This is a genomic window from Clavibacter phaseoli (genome assembly GCF_021922925.1).
Lineage (GTDB): Bacteria > Actinomycetota > Actinomycetes > Actinomycetales > Microbacteriaceae > Clavibacter > Clavibacter phaseoli.
The window spans coordinates 37872-57056 of record NZ_CP040787.1 but is presented as its reverse complement, the minus strand read 5'-3'; the positions used below and the strand labels follow the sequence as shown (position 1 = coordinate 57056).

General features: G+C 67.1%; 20 protein-coding genes. 6 read left to right on the top strand and 14 right to left on the bottom strand.

The features are described 5' to 3' along the window. Positions 1-47: 47 nt before the first annotated feature. The 9 genes from FGI33_RS15190 to FGI33_RS15150 all read right to left on the bottom strand — a co-directional run bounded on the left by FGI33_RS15190 (position 48) and on the right by FGI33_RS15150 (position 12362). Positions 48-674: a hypothetical protein gene (locus tag FGI33_RS15190; protein ID WP_237582609.1), complete on the bottom strand. Its 627-nt coding sequence runs from the start codon at positions 672-674 to the stop codon at positions 48-50. Between the two features lie 69 nt (positions 675-743). Then, on the bottom strand, positions 744-3008 hold the full coding sequence (locus FGI33_RS15185; RefSeq protein WP_237582608.1) for a family 43 glycosylhydrolase: 2265 nt from the start codon (positions 3006-3008) through the stop codon (positions 744-746). A gap of 388 nt (positions 3009-3396) precedes the next feature. Continuing rightward, positions 3397-4434, bottom strand: coding sequence for an ABC transporter permease subunit (locus FGI33_RS15180; protein WP_237582607.1), 1038 nt, complete (start codon positions 4432-4434; stop codon positions 3397-3399). Continuing rightward, on the bottom strand, positions 4431-5507 hold the full coding sequence (locus FGI33_RS15175; RefSeq protein WP_237582606.1) for an ABC transporter permease: 1077 nt from the start codon (positions 5505-5507) through the stop codon (positions 4431-4433). Before FGI33_RS15175 ends, FGI33_RS15180 begins: the two co-directional genes overlap by 4 nt. Further along, positions 5504-7078, bottom strand: a complete 1575-nt coding sequence (locus tag FGI33_RS15170) for a sugar ABC transporter ATP-binding protein (RefSeq protein ID WP_237582605.1) — start codon at positions 7076-7078, stop codon at positions 5504-5506. Before FGI33_RS15170 ends, FGI33_RS15175 begins: the two co-directional genes overlap by 4 nt. A 132-nt stretch (positions 7079-7210) precedes the next feature. After that, positions 7211-8203 (bottom strand): ABC transporter substrate-binding protein, encoded by a 993-nt coding sequence (locus FGI33_RS15165; protein ID WP_237582604.1) that lies wholly within the window; start codon positions 8201-8203, stop codon positions 7211-7213. Between the two features lie 180 nt (positions 8204-8383). After that, entirely contained in the window at positions 8384-9964 is a 1581-nt protein-coding gene (locus FGI33_RS15160; RefSeq protein WP_337249872.1) for a sugar ABC transporter ATP-binding protein, read from the bottom strand. An 84-nt stretch (positions 9965-10048) separates the two neighbouring features. Next, positions 10049-11062: a LacI family DNA-binding transcriptional regulator gene (locus FGI33_RS15155; RefSeq protein WP_237582603.1), complete on the bottom strand. Its 1014-nt coding sequence runs from the start codon at positions 11060-11062 to the stop codon at positions 10049-10051. Positions 11063-11297: 235 nt separating this feature from the next. After that, positions 11298-12362: a hypothetical protein gene (locus FGI33_RS15150; protein ID WP_237582602.1), complete on the bottom strand. Its 1065-nt coding sequence runs from the start codon at positions 12360-12362 to the stop codon at positions 11298-11300. Positions 12363-12722: 360 nt separating this feature from the next. On the opposite strand from FGI33_RS15150, the gene FGI33_RS15145 reads away from it, so the two are divergent. From FGI33_RS15145 to FGI33_RS15130, 4 genes are all read left to right on the top strand, one after another. Then, a complete protein-coding gene (locus FGI33_RS15145; protein WP_237582601.1) occupies positions 12723-13202 on the top strand; it encodes a nucleoside deaminase in 480 nt (159 codons plus the stop codon). Positions 13203-13273: 71 nt separating this feature from the next. Further along, positions 13274-13753 carry a VOC family protein gene (locus FGI33_RS15140; protein WP_237582599.1) on the top strand — a complete coding sequence of 160 codons (480 nt, stop codon included), beginning with the start codon at positions 13274-13276 and terminating at the stop codon, positions 13751-13753. Positions 13754-13945: 192 nt separating this feature from the next. Then, positions 13946-14230, top strand: a complete 285-nt coding sequence (locus tag FGI33_RS15135; protein WP_237582598.1) for a putative quinol monooxygenase — start codon at positions 13946-13948, stop codon at positions 14228-14230. A 386-nt stretch (positions 14231-14616) separates the two neighbouring features. Then, on the top strand, positions 14617-14766 hold the full coding sequence (locus tag FGI33_RS15130) for a hypothetical protein (RefSeq protein ID WP_237582597.1): 150 nt from the start codon (positions 14617-14619) through the stop codon (positions 14764-14766). Here FGI33_RS15130 and FGI33_RS15125 read toward each other — a convergent pair. Further along, positions 14763-15119 carry a hypothetical protein gene (locus tag FGI33_RS15125; RefSeq protein ID WP_237582596.1) on the bottom strand — a complete coding sequence of 119 codons (357 nt, stop codon included), beginning with the start codon at positions 15117-15119 and terminating at the stop codon, positions 14763-14765. The two genes, FGI33_RS15130 and FGI33_RS15125, sit on opposite strands and share 4 nt — an antisense overlap. Before the next feature lie 170 nt (positions 15120-15289). Here FGI33_RS15125 and FGI33_RS15120 point away from each other — a divergent pair, with 170 nt between their 5' ends. Beyond that, positions 15290-16165: a hypothetical protein gene (locus FGI33_RS15120; protein WP_237582594.1), complete on the top strand. Its 876-nt coding sequence runs from the start codon at positions 15290-15292 to the stop codon at positions 16163-16165. Between the two features lie 17 nt (positions 16166-16182). Here FGI33_RS15120 and FGI33_RS15115 read toward each other — a convergent pair whose 3' ends face one another. The 3 genes from FGI33_RS15115 to FGI33_RS15105 all read right to left on the bottom strand — a co-directional run bounded on the left by FGI33_RS15115 (position 16183) and on the right by FGI33_RS15105 (position 17537). Continuing rightward, a complete protein-coding gene (locus FGI33_RS15115; protein WP_237582593.1) occupies positions 16183-16530 on the bottom strand; it encodes a histone-like nucleoid-structuring protein Lsr2 in 348 nt (115 codons plus the stop codon). A 62-nt stretch (positions 16531-16592) separates the two neighbouring features. Next, positions 16593-17282 carry an SOS response-associated peptidase gene (locus FGI33_RS15110; RefSeq protein ID WP_237582591.1) on the bottom strand — a complete coding sequence of 230 codons (690 nt, stop codon included), beginning with the start codon at positions 17280-17282 and terminating at the stop codon, positions 16593-16595. Between the two features lie 15 nt (positions 17283-17297). Beyond that, positions 17298-17537, bottom strand: coding sequence for a hypothetical protein (locus FGI33_RS15105; RefSeq protein WP_237582590.1), 240 nt, complete (start codon positions 17535-17537; stop codon positions 17298-17300). A 209-nt stretch (positions 17538-17746) separates the two neighbouring features. Between FGI33_RS15105 and FGI33_RS15100 the strand changes: the two genes are divergently transcribed. Then, positions 17747-18502 carry a hypothetical protein gene (locus FGI33_RS15100; protein WP_237582588.1) on the top strand — a complete coding sequence of 252 codons (756 nt, stop codon included), beginning with the start codon at positions 17747-17749 and terminating at the stop codon, positions 18500-18502. Between the two features lie 16 nt (positions 18503-18518). Here FGI33_RS15100 and FGI33_RS15095 read toward each other — a convergent pair whose 3' ends face one another. Then, positions 18519-19112, bottom strand: a complete 594-nt coding sequence (locus tag FGI33_RS15095) for a recombinase family protein (RefSeq protein ID WP_237582587.1) — start codon at positions 19110-19112, stop codon at positions 18519-18521. Positions 19113-19185: the final 73 nt, after the last annotated feature.

Sequence of the window (19185 nt, the reverse complement as noted above, 5' to 3'; positions counted from 1 at the left end):
AGGGGGGTGCCCGGCCGCTGCTGGGGTGAGGTCGTGCGTCGCGAACGCTACTCGAAGAGCGAGAGCGTGATGGTGGAGCTGTAGTCGCCGGCGTCCACGGTGGTGGGGGTCTTCAGGGTGAGCGCGGCGTCCGCGGTCCAGGAACCCTCCTCGGCGATGGCGGCGGAGTCGTTGGTGATCGCCAGGAGCTCCTGGTCGACGAGGCCGACGCCGTCCGGGCCGCCGTCGATGGCGGTCTCCACTACGTCACCCTCGGCGACGAGGCCGCTGTCGCCGCCATCGATGAGGTTCGGGGCCCAGCCGAGGTTCTCGGCGCCGATCGTGCTCTGGCCGTCGGTAGACACGAAGTCGCTCGCGCTGCCGAGGACGTACCAGCCGGCACCCGCGGGGATGTCGGCGGGATCGCGCGTGTCGGTGACCGTCACGGTCGGGAGGGTGCCGGTGAACTGGCGGACGACGGCGGTGGAGCCGTCCTCGGTCAGCGCCGCCGACGAGCCGGCGACCGACATGGAGAGGGCGCCTCCACCGGCGAGCGGGGCGATCCCGACGGTGACGTCGACGTCGTTGGTGTCGACCTCGGACTCGGCGGCGACCGCTGTGCCGGCGACGCCGAGGAGCAGGAGCCCTCCGGCGATGCCGGCGGCTCCGCGGGTGAGGAAGGAGCGGGTGTTCATTTCGGGTGTTCTCCGTTCTGCGTCGGCAGCGTCGCCGACTCGATTTGGTGGTGAGGGGTGGAACCGGGATCAGCCGCAGCTGGCGGCGGGATAGGGGGCGACGGCGGTCGCCGACGCGGGCTTTCCCGAGACGAACGCCGTCGCGGACACGCTCGCGGAACCGCCGGCGATGCTCACCTCACGGGTGGTGAACGCGTGGATGGCGCTCTTGCCGGCGGCGACCTCCGCGATCGACTTCGTGCCGTAGCCCGTGCTGATCGCCACCTTCACGGGGAAGGGGTTCGGGTTGGTGACGGAGACCGAAAGGGCCACCCGCCCCTGCACGCAGCGCGTGCTGCTCGAGGCGGTGACGGCGATGGGGGAGACGGCGGACTCGCCGATCGGGCCGACCTGCGCGGACTGGGTGGAGGGCGACCACTGCGGCTTCGCGGCCGTGACCGCGACCGACACGATCGTCCCCTTGTCGGAGGCCGTGAGCGTGTAGGTCGAGGCGGTCGCGCCGGGGATCGCCGTGCCCGCGCGCTTCCACTGGTAGGCCGTGGCAGTCCACGGCGAGGAGGCGACCGCGGTGAGTGTGCTGCCCACCGCCGCCGTGCCGGTGATCGACGCCGCGAGCGGCGAGGTGTCGCGCACCCGCTGCGCGCTCACCCCCTCCAATGTGGGCTTCACCTTCTCCATGAGTCCGGTCGTGGGGGAGAACGTGACCCGGTCGAGTGTCGTCTCACGGTGGGTGCCGTCGCCGCCGGCGAAGGCGAAGCGGTGGTACGCGATGTACCAGTCGTCGGTGCCCGGGACGTTGATGATCGAGTTGTGTCCGGTGGCGAGGATGCCCTGGCTGGCGTCCTTCTCCAGGACCACGCCCCGGTAGGTCCACGGTCCGCCGATGCTCGTCGCGGTGGCGTAGCCGATGCGGTAGTTCTCGGAGCCCGTGTCGTCGATCGAGTAGGTCAGGTGGTAGAGCCCGTCGCGCACGTTCACGAAGGCGCCCTCGCGGAAGTCGGTGAGACCGTCGATCCGCTTGATCGTCCCGGACTTGACCGAGAGCATGTCGTCCGAAAGCTCGGCGTAGAGAGGGACGCCGTTGCCCCAGAAGAGGTACGACTTCCCCGTCGCCGGATCGGTGAACGCGGCCGGGTCGATGGCCTGACCGGAGTTCACGGACTCGCCGTTGGTGATCATGGCCGTCGGCTGCGCGGTGAACGGCCCTGTCGGGCTGTCGGCGACCGCGACGCCGATCGTCTTGCGGTCGAGCGCGGCGTTGTGGCCGGAGAAGTAGAAGTAGTACTTCCCGCCCCTCTCGACGATGGTCGGCGCCCAGGCGTTGCCGACGGCCCAGGGGACGTTGCCGTTCGCACCGTCGAGGGTGAGGATGGGCTGGCTCGAGCGGGTCCAGTCGACGAGGTCCTTCGACGACCAGACGAAGAACTGGTTGCCGCCCCACCCGGGGACGCCGTCGGTGGTCGCGTAGACGTAGTAGGTGTCGCCGAACACCGCGATGTTGGGGTCGGCGTACAGGCCCGGAATGGCCGGGCTGTTCATGGTGATCGCCTTCAGCGTCCAGGTGGTCGTCGGCCCGCCGTCCGACGGCGTCAGCACGACCGTCTTCGGGCTGGACAGATCGCGGACCGTTCCGGATGCCGGGCTGGCGGTGACCCCCGCCGCGGTGGTGAAGGTCGGGGTCAGCGAGGTCAGCGGCACGCCGGGCTTCACCGGGAAGGTGACCACGCGGTTGCCGGAGTCGACGATCGGCGCCGTCTTGAGGACGTCCCCGGAGAGCGTGGCGTCCGCCAGGATCGTCGTGTTGCCGGAGGCGGCGAGCACCTCGGTCGAGGTGAGCGCCCGGTCGTAGATGGCGAACTGGCGGATCTGGCCGCGGAAGCGGTTGTCGGCGTCGTAGTTCGAGCGGCCGATGTAGTTGGCCGTCGCCCGGCCGCCGCCGATGTCCTTCGGGTCGATGGTCACGGTGGAGCTGCCGACCTTCACTCCGTCGAGGTAGATCGTGGCCGTCGTGCCGGCCAGCGTGTAGGTGAGGTGCGCCCACGTGCCCCGCGGCACGGCCCTGCCCTGCGACACCGTCTGCTCCGACCGGTAGTCGCCGGTCGTGATGCTGGTGCGGTAGCCGTCACCCGAGGTGAAGAGGTAGCCGTTTCCCGCGCCGGAGGCGGTGTTGCCGAGACCGTAGATGAAGTACGGCGTTGCCTGGGCGGGGTCGATCCAGACGTCGGCCTCGACCGTGATGTCGGTGATGCCGGCGAGCAGGTCGTCGGGGAGGTCCACGTAGTCGTCGACGCCGTCCAGGCGCAGGGCGCCGTCCTGCCGCGTGCCGCCACCCATGATCTGACCGTCGCGGCCGTTGCCGCTGCTGTCGAGGACGGACGTCCCCGAGCCCGAAGCGAAGTCGTACCGCAGGATCGCGCCTGCGGCATCGCCCGTGGCAGCCGACGCCGCAGGCGCGACGAACAAGGGAGCTGTGAGAGCCAACGCTGTCGCGAGGACGAGCGGTCGCAGGAAGGGCTTCATCGCACTTGCTCCTAGTTCGGCACCATTGCAGAGGAGAGCTGACGGGACATCAGCGATGTTCACGGTAACACTAAGTTGGGATGGGCGCGAGAGCCAGCGCCGGAGACTCCCACTGGGATCGCGCGGGAATCCGTAGAACGTCCGACGCCCCCGTCTGCGCGGGTGCGGTCGAGGGGGCGTCGTCGAGCAGGACCGTGCCGGATCAGGTCCTACTGCGGGCCATCACCGCACGCTGCAGGAGCACGAAGACCAGCAGGATCCCGCCGGTGATGATGGTGGTCGCCTCGGGCGGGATGCCGCCGTCACGGGTGATCAGCACGTTCATCAGACCGAGCACGAGGGCGCCGACCACGGAGCCGAGCACGAATCCGACGCCGCCGGTCAAGAGCGTCCCGCCGATGACGGTCGCCGCGATCGCGTCGAGCTCCCATCCGGTGCCGGTGATGTTCTGTGCGCTGCCGAGGCGAGCGGTGTACACCACGCCTGCGAGACCGGCGAGTGTCCCGCTGACCACGTAGATGAGCAGCTTCGTCCGAAGGACCGGCAGACCCATCAGCGCAGAGGACTGCTCAGAGCCGCCCATCGCGTAGACCGTGCGTCCGATCCGGGTGCGATGCAGCACGAAGTACGCCACGGCCACGACCATCACCGCGATGATCACGCCCGGGCTGATGACGAAGTCGTTGACCTTCGGCCCGTCGATCAGCTTGATCGGCGTCGCGAGCGCGAGCACCGGCGAGTCGTCTGCGAGGCGCTCCGGCACGGTGCTCAGCATCGAGGCGAGCCCCCGAGCCAGGAACATCATCGCTAGCGTCGCGATGAACGGCTGCACGTTGAAGTACTGGATCAGGATGCCCGACACCAAGCCGAACGCGGAGCCGATGAGGACCATGAGGAGGAGGACGACCCAGGGGTTCCAGCCGGCGTTGATCAGGAGCACGCCACTGACGCTGGTGAAGGCGATGACGGCACCGACGGAGAGGTCGATCCCGCCCGTCAGGATCACGAAGGTGAGTCCCACGGCGAGGATGATCAGGTGCGCGTTGTTGACCAGGAGGTTCGACAGCGTGCTGGCCTGCAGGATGCGACCATAGGCCGCTTCGCCATAGAGGAGCATGCCGACGAAGATGACCAGGGCCGCGAGGGTCGGCAGCTTCTCGCGGTGCTGGCCGATGTAGGACCGGACCGTCGTGCGCTCGGAGGCCGCCAGTGGGGCGGGGCGTGTCAGCAGGGCGCTCATGCGGGGATCGACTCCTTCTGCGGGGCGGGGCGGCGCGTTTCGCGCCGGTGGGAGAAGGCGGAGCGGACACGCTCGGACTGCAGAAGGCAGAGAGCGACGATCACGATGGCCTTGAATGCGGGCGTGGCCGAGGATGAGACTCCGAGGAACACCACCGTCTTGTCGAGCGTCGCGATCAGGATCGCTCCGACCGCGGCTCCGGCGATGTTGAACTTTCCTCCCGCGAGCGAGGTTCCGCCGATGACCACGGCGAGGATCGCGTCGAGCTCGAGCTGGTACCCGGTGCGGGACGTGTCGACGGTCATGACGCTCGCGGTCGCGAAGACGCCCGCGACACCAGCCAGGATGCCGCTGCTGACGTAGGCGGTGAGCAGGAGACCACGGCGGCTGATTCCCGCGAGGCGAGCGGCCTTCGGGTCCATGCCGATCGCCTCGATCATTAGGCCGAGAGCGCTCCTTCTGACCAGGAGGCCGACCGCGATCACGATCGCGATCGCGAAGAGGAACACCACGGGGAGGCCGAACACGTAGCCGTTCGCCACCCAACGGAAGGGCTCGTTGGTGGCGGCCGTGTTCTGACCGCCGGTGATCACCTTCGCAAGGCCGCGTCCAGCCAGCATCACGACGAGCGTGCTGATGAACGGCTGCAGTCCCACCACGGAGACGAGGATGCCGTTGACCGCTCCGAGGACGGCACTGACCAGGATGGCGAGGCCGAACGCCGCAGCGGCAGCGCCGAGCGAGTCGGGGGCGCCCTGGGCGTTCAGGAACTCCATCGAGACGGCGCCGGCGACGACCATGATGGAGCCGACCGACAGGTCGATGCCGCCCGTAGCGATCACGAGGCACATCCCGACCGCGATCATCAGGATCGGTGCCGCCGCGCGGGCGATGTCGATCAGGTTGCCGACGAAGTATCCGGTGGTCGGGCTCATCGAGACCGCCAGATATCCGGGATCCTTCACCACGTTGACCAGAAGGAGGAGGACGATCGCGACCACGCCCCCGAACCACTGCCGGCGGACGAGGCCGGCCAGGAGCGAGGTCCTTCTCGGCCGGGTATCGGTGCTCATGATGATGCCTCCTGCATGGTGCCCTCGAGGACGACGACGTCCTCGTCGACGACTCCTTCTGCTGCGATGGTATTGACGATCGACTCCGGCGTCACCGCGGAGTCGTTGAGGACTTGCGCGATCACACGGTGGTCCTTGAGCACGATGATGCGGTCGCTGAGGCGGACCACCTCGTCGAGCTCGGAAGAGATGAAGACGACGGCGACGCCCTCGCCAGCGAGAGCGACGATCTTCTCCTGGATCTCCGCCTTGGCGCCGACGTCGATGCCGCGCGTGGGCTCGTCCAGGATGAGGATCTCCGGCTGGGTTGCCAGCCAGCGGCCCAGGAGGACCTTCTGCTGGTTTCCGCCGGAGAGCTTGCTGATCGGGCGATCGGGGTCGGCGGGGCGGACGTTGAGCTCGACGAGGTACTTGTCGACGATCTCGTCCTTCTCCTTCTTGGAGAGAGGTCGGGCCCAGCCGCGTTTGGCCTGCACTGCGAGGATGAGGTTCTCCCGGACAGAGAGGTCCCGGATGATGCCCTCGTCTCGGCGGTTCTCACTGGCGAAGGCGATCTTGTGCGCAAGTCCGGCGGTGGGTGTCGGCACATCGACCTTCGCGCCGTGCAGGGTGATGTCACCCGTCTCGGGCTTGTCGACGCCGTAGATCAGGCGCGCGAGCTCGGTGCGGCCGGAGCCGAGGAGCCCGGCGAACCCGACGACCTCTCCGCGATGCAGGGTGAGGTCGGTGGGTTCGATCGAACCCTTCCGTCCCAGGCCCTTCGCCGTGTAGAGCGGTGCGTCTGAGTAGAGGTGGTCGCTACCCTCACGTTCGGCATCGAGGGAGCGCAGCGCTGCAATGTCCTTGCCGATCATCTTGGAGATGAGCGAGGTGCGGTCGAGCTCGGTGGTGAGGTACTCGCCGATGTACTTCCCGTTGCGCAGCACGGTGAGACGGTCGCTGATCGCGTAGACCTGGTCGAGGAAGTGCGACACGAACAGGATCGCGACGCCCTCGGACCGCAGGCGCCGGATGACCACGAAGAGGTTCTCCACCTCGTTGGCGTCCAGGCTCGAGGTCGGCTCGTCGAGGATCAGGACCTTCGAGTCGCTCACCGTGGAGCGGCTGATCGCGACGAGCTGCTGCATGGCGATCGAGAGGGTCGAGAGGGAGTGGCGGGTGTTGAGGTGATCCAGTCCGAGCTTGGCGAGGGCGACCTCGGCAGCCGCGTGCGTGGCCTTCCAGTCGATGCCGAACCTGCCGCGGACCTCGTAGCCGAGCATGACGTTCTCCCCGATGGAGAGGTTGGAGACGAGGTTGACCTCTTGGTAGACGGTGGAGATGCCGGCGGCCTGGGCGTCGGCGGTGCCGGTGAGGCGTCGCGGTGAACCGCCGATGACGATCTCGCCGCTGTCGATGCGGTAGACGCCGGTCAGTGCCTTGATGAGCGTCGACTTGCCGGCGCCGTTCTCGCCCATGAGCGTATGGACTTCGCCCGGGAAGAGGCGGAAGTCGACGCCGTCGAGCGCCTTGACGCCGGGGAAGCTGATCGAGATGTTCTTCATCTTGACGATCGGAGGTGAGGCGATCATGTCGCGTCCTTCCGTAGTGGAGCAGGGCGGACCGGAGCGGGGACGCCTATGGAGCGGATCACGCGGGGCCGGAGATGGTCCGGACCCGCGTGATCCGAGGGGGTGGGGTGCGCTGAGTCGCGCGATCGTGCCCTAGAACTTGCGGTCGGGCAGGACCTCGGCGGCGACCTCGGGCGAGTCGAAGGTCTCGCTCGGGACGACGATCGAGGAGTCGACCGTCTCACCGGCGAGCGTCTTCTCGACTGCGTCGAGGGCGGTGTCCCCGAACAGCGGGTTGTACTCGGCGACGAAGTTGAGCTGGCCGTCGGCAAGGGCCTTCAGCGCGCTGGAGGTGCCGTCGATCGTGGCGATCTTGACGTCGGTCCCGGGGGTGAGGCCGGCCTCCTGGACAGCCTGGATGGCGCCGAGGCCCATCTCGTCGTTCTGGGCGAAGACGAGCTGCACGTCGTTGTTGTTCGACTTGAGGACGGTCTCGAAGACGCTCTTGGCCTCCTCGGTCGACCAGTTGGCGGTCTGGGCACCGAGCTTCACGAACTTGGAATCGGCGCCGATGACGTCGTTCCAGCCCTCGTTGCGCTCGTTGACGACCGAGACGCCCGCGGGTCCCTCGAGCGTGAAGTAGTTCCCGCCGTCGGGGAAGGTGGACTCGGCCCAGTCCGCGACGGAGGTGCTCACCGCGATGTTGTCGGGCGCGATGCGCGTGGTGTAGAGGTCGGTGTTGTCCGGCTCGATGCCGCGGTCGATCAGGATGACCGGGATCTCGGCCTCCTGGGCGCGCTGCAGGGAGTCCTCCCAGCCCGAGCCCTCCGTGGCGGAGAGCAGGATGAGGTCGACGCCCTCGTCCACGAACGACGTGAACGAGTCGATCTGCGACTTCTGGTCGCCGTTGGTGGCCGGGGCGTACTTCAGGTCGTAGCCGGCCTCCTTGGTGAAGGTGTCCTCGATGTTGCCCTCGTTCGCCTGACGCCATGCGCCCTCGGGGCCGACGGCGACGAATCCGATGGTCGTCAGGTCACCATCGCCGCCAGCGCCGGAGTCGCCTGCGGAGCAGCCCGCGAGGCCCAACGCCATCGCTCCGAGGGCTGTGGAAACCAGGACCTTGCTGATGTGCCTCTTCGTGAGCATGTGTCTCCTCCTTGAGACCGCGGGCACGACGGATCGCGCCCGGGATGGGGTTCGGTCCGGCGATCCTGTATCAGGAGCGTCCAGAGCCGAGGTGATGTGGTGGCTGTGCAGTCAGGCGCGAGGGGGTCGCGTCATGATCGGAATGTTACCGTGAACAATCCGCGTGATGCAATGCAATCTTCACCATGGATCTTCCGAGTCCTCGTCGACGTCAGGATCGGAGTCCGCCGCGATCATCTCGACGACCGTGTCGACTGTCAGTCCCGGTCCGTTGCTGACCTCGCCGATCTTCTCGCGGTCCTTGAACACGACGATGCGGTCGCTCAAGCGGACGACCTCCTCAAGCTCCGACGAGATGTAGACGACGGCGATGCCCTCCTTCGCGAGCTGCGAGATGTGGGCCTGGATGTCGACCTTCGCGGCCATGTCGATCCCACGGCCCGGTTCGTCCAGCACGAGCACGCGCGGCCGGGTCGCCAGGCAGCGTGCGAGGACCACCTTCTGCTGGTTGCCTCCCGAGAGGAACTTGACGGGAATGTCCGGGTCGGCCGGCCTGATGTCGAGCACCTCGATGTACATGCTGACCATGTCGTCGCTCTCAGCGGACGAGAGCGGGTGAGACCACCCACGACGGGCCTGGATGCCGAGCACGATGTTCTCTCGGAGCGACAGATCGCCGATGATCCCGTCCTCGAGACGGTCCTCGCTCGCGTGCGCGACCCGGTTCCGGAGACCGGCGATCGGTCCGATCATCGGCGTGAGTTCGCCGTCGATGAGGATTCGGCCCGAGTCGGCGCGTTCCACGCCGCTCAGGAGCGAGGCCAGCTCCGTGCGACCTGATCCTCGTAAGCCGGCGAAGCCGACGATCTCGCCTCGGTGCAGCTCCAGGTCAGTCGGTGCGACGGCTCCCCGGCGGCCGAGGGCCACTGCCTGGTAGAACGGGGGACCGACGGGCTGTCGCCGATGTTCGCGGCGGTCGGAGCCGATCTTGCGGAGCGCGTCGATGTCCTTCCCGATCATCTTGGCGATCAGCTCGGCTCGGTCCATCGATCGCGCGGGATACTCGCCGACCGTGCTGCCGTCCCGCAGCACCGTGATCCGGTCGCTCAAGCTGAGGACCTGCTCGAGGAAGTGAGACACGAAGAGGATGGCCACGCCTCCGTCTCGGAGCCTCCGTAGCACGGCGAAGAGGCGGGCGACGTCGCCGGCGTCGAGGCTCGACGTCGGTTCGTCGAGCAGGAGGACACGGGGCCGGTCCACCATGGCGCGGCTGATCGCCACGAGCTGGCGCAGCGCGGGGGAGAGCGATCGGAGAGGGAGTCGGGTATCGAGATCGCCGAGACCGAGCTCGCCGAGCATCTCGGCCGCGCGCTGGTGGGTGCGGGACCATGAGATTCCGAACCCGCCGCGAAGCTCGTGTCCGAGCATCATGTTCTCGCCGATGCTGAGGTTGTCCGTCAGTCGTTCATCCTGGAACACCGCCGAGATGCCGGCCGATCTCGCATCAGCCGGCCCAGAGAAAGCACGCTCGACCCCGTCGATCGTGATCACGCCGGCACGGGGACGATGGACTCCGGTGAGCGTCTTGATGAGCGTCGACTTGCCGGCGCCGTTCCCGCCCAGGAGCCCGTGGATCTCCCCGGGTACCAGGCTGAGACTCGCCCCCGAGAGAGCGGGACCCGAATCGAAGTCCACATGGATCCCGACCATCTCGACGACGGGGTGCGGAGATCCCGGAGTCGTCCTCGACTGCGTGGCCACGTTCCGTCCTCCGGTCGTGTGCGGCGCGGCATCGGGTCACCGCGCGGGGTGCCGATGCTACGCGACGGGAAAGGAGATCGACCCCTAGGCCGAGCCCGGCCGTGGGGGTGCGGTCGATTCCCGGATAACCAGCTGCGTCGCGATGCGGGTGCGCTGGGGGATCTCCTCCCCGCGGATCCGGGCGTGGATGACCTCCGCGACTGCCGTCCCCAGCTTGTCGAAGTCCTGCCGGATCGTCGTCAAGGGCGGGAGCATGTGGCGCGCGGTCGGCAGATCGTCGAAGCCGATGATGCTGACGTCCTGGGGTACGCGGATGCCGCGTTCGACGAGTCCGTGGATCACGCCGAGGGCCATCTCGTCGTTGGCGACGACCATCGCCGTGAAGTCCGGGAGGGTGGTGAGGCTGGCGGCGAAGTCGTAGCCGGAGTCCGGGGTCCAGTCGCCGATCACGATCGGGCGCTCCCGCATGCCCCAGGACTTCGCCCGCGAATGGAACGCCCGTTCCCGGGAGCGAGCATCGAGCCAGTCGAGCGGACCGGCAAGGTGCAGGACGTCGCGATGACCGAGCGACGCCAGATGATCGACGGCCTCCGCCATGCCCGCCTGCTGGTCGACCGAGACCGTGAGGAAGGTCGGATCCTTCTCTGACTTCACCACGAGCGTCGGGATGCCGATGTCGACTGTGCGCAGGGCCGCCACCGACGACGAGCGCGGCGCGATCACGCAGAGGGCGTCGATCCCCAGGCCTGTCAGGTGCTCGATGGCGTCGAGCGGGGTCATGTCCCGGTCGTTGTGCACGGCGACAGACGTGACGGAGTAGCCCTTCTCGCGCGCCGCCCGTTCGATGGCGCGGAGCGTGCTGGACGGGCCGAACTCCGCACCGCTCTCAACCATCACCCCGATGCGGTCCGTGCGTTGCGTGACGAGCGATCGGGCCGCCACGTTGGGGCGGTAGTTCAGCTCGTCGACCGCCTTCAGCACCTTCTGGCGCGTCGAGTCCTTGATGTTGGGGTGCCCATTCAACACACGAGAGACGGTCATGTGCGAGACGCCCGCGATAGCGGCGACCTGCTTGAGGCCCGGGCGACCAGCCACCACCACGACCCCCTCCGCTCCACGGGCGAGCGCACCGCAGACGAGCGAGCGAGCGGGCGGGCGAGGAGCGCGCTCCGCCCACCTCCTAGAGCATAGCCAGGCGCCTGCACGGCAGCTGCGGAGTCACCCGGACTCCGGGCGTCCGAGGGGATCGGTGTCCACGCAGTGTCAGCGTGACTGACGGCAGTGGCGTCCCCTCGGTGGGAGCGGCCATTCGGATGGCCTCGGTGGCGAGGCCCTAGTTCTCCCCACGACCGGTCGGCTCGGGGAGCAGGAACTGCACCTCCCAGCCGTTGAGCGGCAGGGCGGAGGCAGAGATGCGCTCCCGGACCGCGGTCTGCTCTTGCTCCGGCGCGACGATCTGGACCGTGGCCACTCCGTCGATCCGAGATACCCCATCGTCCGCCCAGAAGGCGGTGACGTCGTGCTCCTTGACGAGGTCGCAGAGCAGGATCGCGTACCGGTCGTGGTCGCCGGGATCGGCGGTCACGCCGAGCGCCGCCCCGTTGATCTCGACGGGCACGTCGTCGGGGAGCCCGGCGGCCTCCCGGAGATCGTCGGCATGGGTGACGAGCGGGAGCAGCGAGAGGAGTCCGTCCGGCTCCTCCTCGGTCTGGACGAGCGTGAACTGACCGCGATCCCCGATCATCGGCTGGATGTCCATGCCGGGGACCGTCTCGCCGATCGCGTCGGTCAGCCGCTCTATGTCGAATCCGAAGTCGATGCAGGTGGGCGAGGAGGCAGTCCGAGACGGCAGCGTCCCGGCGGTGTGCGCGGAGACGGAGGCCCCCTCATCGGTGGCGATCCGCACCGACCACGAGACCGTGCCCTGGTACTCCGTCGTGCATGTCGCGTCGAGGAGCTCGGAGAGTCCCGCCGGATCGACGTCCAGGTCGATGCGCGACATCGCGTCGGAGAAGGTGGGCGCTTCGACCCACCGTTCGGAATCGCGGACCTCCACACCGGGCAGGGCGGCCACCCGTGTGGTCAGGTGGTCGAAGCCCACGTCCCGTCGCTCGAAGTGCGTCTCGTCGATGCTCCACCCGACGATGATCAGCGCGCCCGAGAGGACGCCGACTCCGAGGAGCCCGAGGACGGTGGTTCTCATCCATCTCGCCATGCTCGAGGATCCCACCAGGCATCCGCGGGACGCCACAGCTGCCCATGGACGTCGGGAGAACAATCGGTTGTTGAGCCGCGACGCCACAGTCACCGCACTGAGCGTTATCTCTCGCTCGTCACCGTGAATTCCCCTGTGCTGGGCTGCCGCTATCCGGCGCCACCCGCGGATTCGGGCGTGCATGTCGTCCTCCTCGTCCGGCGTCTCGACCGGTCGCTCTCCGTAGGCTCGTTTGCTCGGCGCACGCGGCGACCCAGCAGGCGGGCTCACTGGATCTCAAGCTCCGTGTCGGTCCGCTCCGGTCGCGACGGATGGGGCACGACCCCATCGGAACGGACCCGATCGCCAGGAGCGTGAGATCAGGCCGATCGTGCCTGTCGAGGGACGGCATGCATGGGCCCATCTCCTGAAGGACGCGGCTCGCGCTAGCGGTGAGCGCGGTGGTCGCGTCACTCGGTGGTGCCGGGAATGTCGTCGTGCGCAGTGGCGGGCTGCTGCGCCTCGCGAGGAGGAGCACGATCATACGGGCGTAGCTTCGATCACATGGAGCTACGGGATGACACCTTCACCGCTATGACGATTCGGCGTGCTCAGGAGAACGTGGACGCGGGTGGTAAGCCGTTCTCCTGCCTGCTCGTGAAGGACGGCGTGATCGTGGTCGCCGCCGACAACCATGTGGCGCAGACCGGGGACCCCACGGCGCATGCCGAGATCCGGGCCATCCGCCTCGCCGCGGAGCAGGGCATCACGGACCTCCGCGGATTCGATGCCTATGTCACCGCGTACCCGTGCCCGATGTGCCTGGGAGCCCTGTACTACGCCCAGCCAGACCGCGTCGTCTACGCCGTGTCGCGCGAGGAGGAAGGCGAGCACTACGAGGACGGCAACCGTCTCATGAGCCTCGACACGTTCTACGACGAGTACGCCAAGTCGATCGCCGAGCGCGCCCTCCTGTCCGCGCGCGGCCATGCCGAGGACGCGACCGCACCGTTCCGGGCGTGGACGGCGCGGCACGCGTCCTGACGGCACCGCGGTCGTATCCGCGTCATCACCAATGGCGCAGGGGGCCGGTCTTGCCCGGCTATCACCGGTGCATGCCCGGGAGCGAACCGCTTGGCCATCCCCTGAGTGGCATCGGTCTCGTCGGATGCCGCCGGATCGAGTTGACTGACGGCATGCCGCGCTTTTCGGGAATCCACCACCTCGCTCTCACGGTCCGCGACCTCGAGGTCAGCGTCGCGTTCTACGAGCGTGTCCTTGGGGCACCGCCCACGGCGCAGCTGGACGGCCACGACCTCCGCCGCGAGCTCTTCGCGCTCCCGGGTGGGACGAACCTCGGCCTCACTCAGCACGACCCGACCGCGACGGGGACCTTCACCCCGTTCCAGCCGGGCCTTGACCACCTCGGCTTCGCCGTCGACAGCCGCGAGGAGTTGGAGCTCTGGGCCGAGCACCTCACCGATCACGGCATCGCACACAGCAGCATCGTCGATGTGTCGTACGGATCGGCGCTCAGTTTCACGGATCCAGACGAGATCGCCCTCGAGTTCTTCACGCCCCACGACGGCGGCTGAAGGTGTGGTGCCCGTCGCGCCCGCGAGCGGCTGCATTTTGGCGTCGGCAGGCGTCGTATGCGACTGACTAACCAAGGAGTCGACCGCATCCGACCTGTGAGACATGTCCTGTAGGGGATCCTCCGCTGGTCAATGTCGGAGCGCCTCGTTTGTTATCGGTCGGGGCCGGAGCGGGGAACTACGGTGGCCTGCATGAGTGATGTGCGTCTGACCGGCCAACTCGTGTGCAAGAACTGCGAAGAGAGGGATCTCGTCGTCCAGAATCTGCCGCAACACGTCAAGTTGACGCGCGCAGAGCCCGGGTGCCTCGCCTTCGAGGTCACACAGACGATCGATCCTCTGGTGTGGCGCGTGGAGGAGCACTTCGAGGGTGAGGAGGTGTTCCGGGCACACCAGGCTCGTGTGGCGAGCAGCGAGTGGGGGCGGATCACGTCGCTGATCGAGCGCCGCTACGTCGTCGAAGGCCTGTCCCGCTGACCCATCCCTCAACGGGCAGCGCGAGGGTACCCGAGCGGCGAGCGTGGAAGTGCCATCGATGGCAAGGCGTCAGCCGGCCGTATTTTGTGCGTTCTTCGCCCAGGTACCTCATCCGATTTGTTTCGGCATCTGAGGGGGAGGAGCCTGACGCGTCGTGGGGCGCGGCGTCAGGCTCCTCGGTGCAACTCGTTCGGGTCGGTCGCATCCTGCCAGGGCGTGCTCCTTGAGCTGGTCGATGTCCTGGTCGTCCGCGAGCACCGTAGTCACCCGGCAGCTCCGCCCTCGGGTGACGCCGACGGGGGAGTAAACGCCCAATAGACCGGCCCCCCGGCCGCCGGCTCTCTCTGCTTCGGCCGGGGTGTTTGACGTCGGCGCATGGTCGGTAGATGACCTACGAGCTCGCCCACCGACCCCGCATGGAGAGCACCGCGGACCTCGTCGCGGTCGATTCCGCCTCGTCCTGGGAGGCTGTCGAGCAGCTCGGCAAGATGATCCCGGACGAGCACGTGATCCTCTACGACCGGCTCGTCAGCTAAGCGCCCGACTTCGGCTCGTCCCGCTCGTCAACGGCCGCCGGAGCCGTGGCCGAGTCCTGCCCGGCGAACGCGTTCAGTCTGCCGCTGTTCTGCATCATCCACGCCACCGCGGAGTTCAACGACTCCTCGCGGCGGATCCAGATCCGTTGCCCGCGCGCGTTCCGCGCGTCCGCGTAGATCTCGAACGTGAACGTGTCCCCGATCTCTGCCCGGAGTCGCATCACGTACCCGAGGACGGGGTGGTCCTCGACCTGCACCCGCCAGTAGCCGGCCTCGAGGTGCGCCCAGGGGTGCTGTCCTGTGCTGCGGACGAGGCTGTCGATGCCGTCGAGTTTGCTCTTGACCTTGCTCACCGGGTGGTCTCCTTCGTCGATCTTGTCGATGTGGGAGCATCCGGCCACGCTCGTCGATGAGCATAGATAGGACTGCCGACAAGCGCTGCACTAAGTCAAAGCGCGGATAATGAGGACTTGAGGGTGCCGAGGGGTGCCTATGCCCCCAAGGCGCACCACGAGGAGAGACAGTGTCTGATCGCGATTCTCGCGCCCGTATTGCTCACCAGCTCCTCATATTAGAAGACATAGCGGAGCATGCAAAGAGTGCTATACCTACAAATCTTGCAAACCCTGGATATCCGCTGACACTCGATGACAAAGCGCTCGAGCCCTACCATCTCAGCCATGTCGTCGCCAACTGTCTCACCAACGCGGCAGATGTTCTTGCGACTGCGCGGTTAGTTCTTGACGATGATGGGGCTCTACGCGTTCCTATTGTCGGGATATATCCCTTGATGCGGTCTGCTCTTGAGGCGTCGGCCCTAGCCGTCTGGTTGTTAAGTCCTGATGATCCGCGCATTCGACGCAGTCGAGCACTGTCAGTGAGATGGGCCGATATGATTTACGACGACACGAATATCAGGGCGGTAATAGGTGCTTATGATGAAGATACTAAAGAGGCTCGATCGTTCAAAGCTGAAATGCTCCGCAAGAACGCCCGTATCGTAAAAAGAAGAAAGGAACTGCTCAATAAGGTTGCTGATGCGCTAGATATAGAAATTGTCGATCGCCCGGGATTCGGCCCAATCATCGGCGACACTGCTGATTTTGTGGGCCTGCCTGTGGGGCAACTTCGGGGCACTTATGGGATCTTGTCGGGACTGACTCATCCATCCCTTTCGGGAACGCTCCGCATGTCCACTGTAAATCGGCCTGAGAAAAGCGAAGCGGACGGAACGCTCACTGTTAACATTTCAGCTGACCTTAGTACGGTCGCTTTCGCTATCGACTCGGCCGTTGTTATGTATATGAAAGCAACAGCAATATTAGGTAAGCGAACTGGTTTGCGAGAAGTTGCTTGGCCCACGAAGGACACCGCGATGCGGGTTCTGCCTCCCGACTAGGGCGGGCGGCAGGGGGTTTAGCGGTCGCGGAACAGGGCCATCAGCTCGGCGGAGATTCGGCCGCGCACGCCGACCTTGTGGCCGTTCTCGCGGAGCCAGGCACGCGCCTCGCTGCGCTCGGCCGCGTTGCCACTGGTTGCAGCCTTCGACAGCGGCTGCGGCGCCGGCCCACGGCGACCGCCAGCAGCCTTCCGGCCGGCAGCGATGTACGGCGCGAACGCCTCACGCAGCTCGTCCGCGTGCTCTGGGCTGAGGTCGATCTCGTAGTCCGTGCCGTCGAGGGAGAACGAGACGGTGGTGCTGTCCTCTCCGAGGACGGTCCCGTCGATGTCGTCGACGAGCTGTGTGGTGGTCTTCTTCGCCATTTGTGCCCCCCGGCTGTTGGTTCCTCTGCTCGGAGTCTAGGGAGGCGGGGAAATGCGCCCGGTCAGGAGGGGAGCGGGTCGACGAGATCTGGCCGGTTGTTCCGGACGCTGTTCACGTCCCGGGACACCTCGTAGTGCTCGAGGTCGTGCGAGACCTGGAGCGACTCCCGGTCGAGGAGCTTGAGGAGGTCCTCCGCCGGCAGGTGGTCACCGAGCCAGTCTTCGTACGCGTCCGGCGTCAGGCACGCCGGCATTCGGTCGTGGACCTCGCCCGGCGCCACGTGCGCGTCGCGGGTGATGATCGCCATCGAGAGGCGCCACTTGTCCGGGTCGTCCTCCGCCTTGGTCGGATCCGGCCACGCGGACACGATGCCGGCCATCGCGATCGCCGCGTCCGGCTGGTAGATGAAGTGCGGCTGCTTGCCTGTCTCGGTGACGACCCACTCGTAGTACCCGGCCGCCGGGATGATCGCCCGCGCGGTGGCGAACGACTTGCGGAACATGGGCGAGGTGGAGACGGTCTCGATGCGGGCGTTGATGGGCTGCGGCCGCTGCTTCTTGAAGTCCTTCGCCCACCCGGGCACGTACCCCCAATGCACGGCCGGCATCGACCGTTCCCCGTCGCGCTCGCGCACGAGGGACACGTCGCGGGTCGGTGCGACGTTGAAGTCGTCCCGCAGTGGATCGAACGCATCCAGCAGGTCGGGCAGGAGGTCTCCGGAGGCCCGGGTCACGACGAAGCGTCCACACATGCGCTCAGCCTCGTCTCAATCGCCCGCGGCCGCACGTGCGAGGCGGCGCAGCCGTACGGCCTCGATCGTGCCGAGCGTGACCATGAGGGCCCCGGCGGCCACGAGGAGGATCCACCCGACCAGGACGCCAGCACCGGCCGTGAATGCCGTGTAGGTGCGCTCTCCGGCGAACGCGAGGAAGAACACCGCGAGCCCGAACCAGGCCATGGCGTTGGTGATGCGGGCGGTGCGTGCGAGGTTCTGGGGCTGGAACATGCCCCTACGATCCCACTGGCCGCTCCGCGCAGTCCAAGCGAATCGGCCGCATGCGGCTAACGGGTGAAGCCGCCGTGATCGGTCTCCCTCGAACCTTCCACAGGTCCAAGGGGTGACACGAACTACGACGGCTTCCGAAACCCGAAACAGCCAACTACTCAGAGAGCGCGTCAACTGCGGGAGTATGCGTCCACTGTACCGTGAGGGCGATGATCCCACTACCTGATCTGGACGAGCAGAAGGCGCTCATTCAGAGCATCGCGCCGGTACGGTTGCGCCGTTTCCGCAGCGCGACCGGTGGCGCGGACCGGGCGGCCGTGGAGCTCTACGTCGTCGATGCGCAGCTGTCATCGCACCTGCACGCCAGCCTCCGGCTCGTCGAGATCACGCTACGCGAGCACCTGCATCGTGCCTTGACGGCGGCGTTCGGGGAGCGGTGGTTCGAGCTCAAGCGCGATGTCTTTGACGAGGAGACGCGGGATCAGATCGATGACGCGATCAGGAAGGTGGGGCCGAAGGCACCCGCCGGGAGGGTGGTCGCTCAGCTGATGCTCGGAACGTGGGTGAACCTGCTCGGCCGCGGTGCTCACACGCCCGACGGCGTCAAGGCGCAGTACGTGCGTGATCTCTGGGAACCCGCCCTCGAGGCGTACTTCCCCTACGGCACCCGCAAGCAGATCCACGGTCTCGCGCACGGGCTGAACTCTGCCCGCAACCGCATCAACCACTGCGAGCCCGTCGTGTTCGGGTTCCCTCAGCCCGGCATGGGTGAGGGCGGCATCCAGATCAGGCGCGCTCCTCGGCTGATCCTGAGCGACATGCGCACCCTGTTGGGGCACATGCACCCACGCCTCCAGGGCTGGACAAGCCGCTGGGCGGAAGTCGACGAGCTGCTCGGGCACGAGCTCATTGAGCCTGCCCTCGACGTTGTCGACCGGGACCCGAAGGTCGACCTACGCCGATAAGCGCACTGTCGCGCCCCTACGAATCGGTGGCCGTGCGGGCTGCTTCGGCCTGATGCCGGTACAGGGTCGCCCGGCTCCACCCGACGAGTTGTGCTGCCTCCTCCGCGGTTCGACCGCGTGCTCGAGCGTCGGCAGCGGCGCGGAGCTTGTCGGCGATGATGGCTGGATCGGATTTGGGTCGGCCGAAGCTGGTTCCATTCGCACGCGCGACGGCGATACCGGCATTGACGCGCTCGACGATGAGCTCGCGCTCGTACTCAGCCAGGCTCGCGAGCATGCCCAGCATCAGCCGGCCCGAAGTGGTCGCCGGGTCGATTCCGTCGGAGATGGACCGGATCTGCACGCCGCGTTCGCGCAGCAGCTTCACGGTGCTGAGGACGTCGAGCATGGAGCGGCCGAGGCGGTCGATGCGCCAGACGACGATGGTGTCGCCGTCCTCGGCGTACTCGAGCAGCTTCTTCATCCCCGGCCGCTCGATCGCGGCCCGGCTACCGGAGGTGACGTCGGCGAACACGTCCCGCTTCTGCACGCCGTCCTTCACGAGCGCGTCGAGCTGCAGCTGCGCATCCTGACTCGTCGTGCTTACCCGCGTGTATCCCAGAAGCCTCACCCGAGCAGTCTGCCTCAGAAACACCGGTGGCAGGTCCCTCCGAGACACTTCACGGTGAGACGACTTACCGAGG